This window comes from Pseudomonas sp. UMAB-40 (assembly GCF_900095275.1).
Lineage (GTDB): Bacteria > Pseudomonadota > Gammaproteobacteria > Pseudomonadales > Pseudomonadaceae > Aquipseudomonas > Aquipseudomonas mandelii_B.
This window is the reverse complement of the sequence record NZ_LT607557.1, coordinates 45,367-46,048: the sequence shown is the minus strand read 5'-3', so window position 1 is coordinate 46,048 and position 682 is coordinate 45,367. Positions and strand designations below refer to the sequence as shown.

Below are 682 nucleotides of genomic sequence, written 5' to 3'. Positions count from 1 at the left end.
ACGGTGCCAACGGAATCTCCGAGCAGTTCGCCGTCACCGTTGTGGATGACAACGGCACCACCGCCAACGGCAATCTCGACGTCAACATTGTCGACGACCTGCCACAGGCCGTGAATGACAGCAACGCCGGCACCGCTTCGGAAACCTTGCTGACCCTCAACGGCAACGTCCTGACCAACGACGTGCAAGGCGCTGACCGCGTGACCATCGGTGAGAACGCCGGCCCGATCACCCCGGGCACCTTCGTCGGGACTTACGGCACGTTGGTGCTGAACGCCAACGGCACGTACACCTACACCCTCAACACCAGCGATGCGGATTTCAAAGCCCTGCACGGCGGTGGCGATGGCACCGAGAATTTCACCTACACCCTGACCGATGCCGACGGCGATACCAGCACCGCCAACCTGGTGCTGCAAATCCACAATAACGATGATCCAGTGACCATCGATGGCCTCAACGTCAACGGCGGCGAACTCACCGTCTACGAGAAAAACCTCAGCGATGGCAGCAGCCCCGACGCGCCAGCGTTGACCCAAAGCGGCACCTTCACCATCACTGCCCTCGACGGCGTGCAAACCCTCAGCGTCGGTGGCATCAACGTGGTGGTCGGCGGCGTCTCCGCAGGCTTCCCGCAATCCATCGTCACGCCGCTCGGCAGCACGCTGACCATCACCGGGTT

General features: G+C 62.2%; 1 protein-coding gene. It reads left to right on the top strand.

The genetic code is table 11. From position 1 onward, the window contains the following. On the top strand, positions 1 to 682 hold a 682-nt coding region (locus K0F88_RS32330), incomplete at both ends, for an Ig-like domain-containing protein (protein ID WP_257605247.1).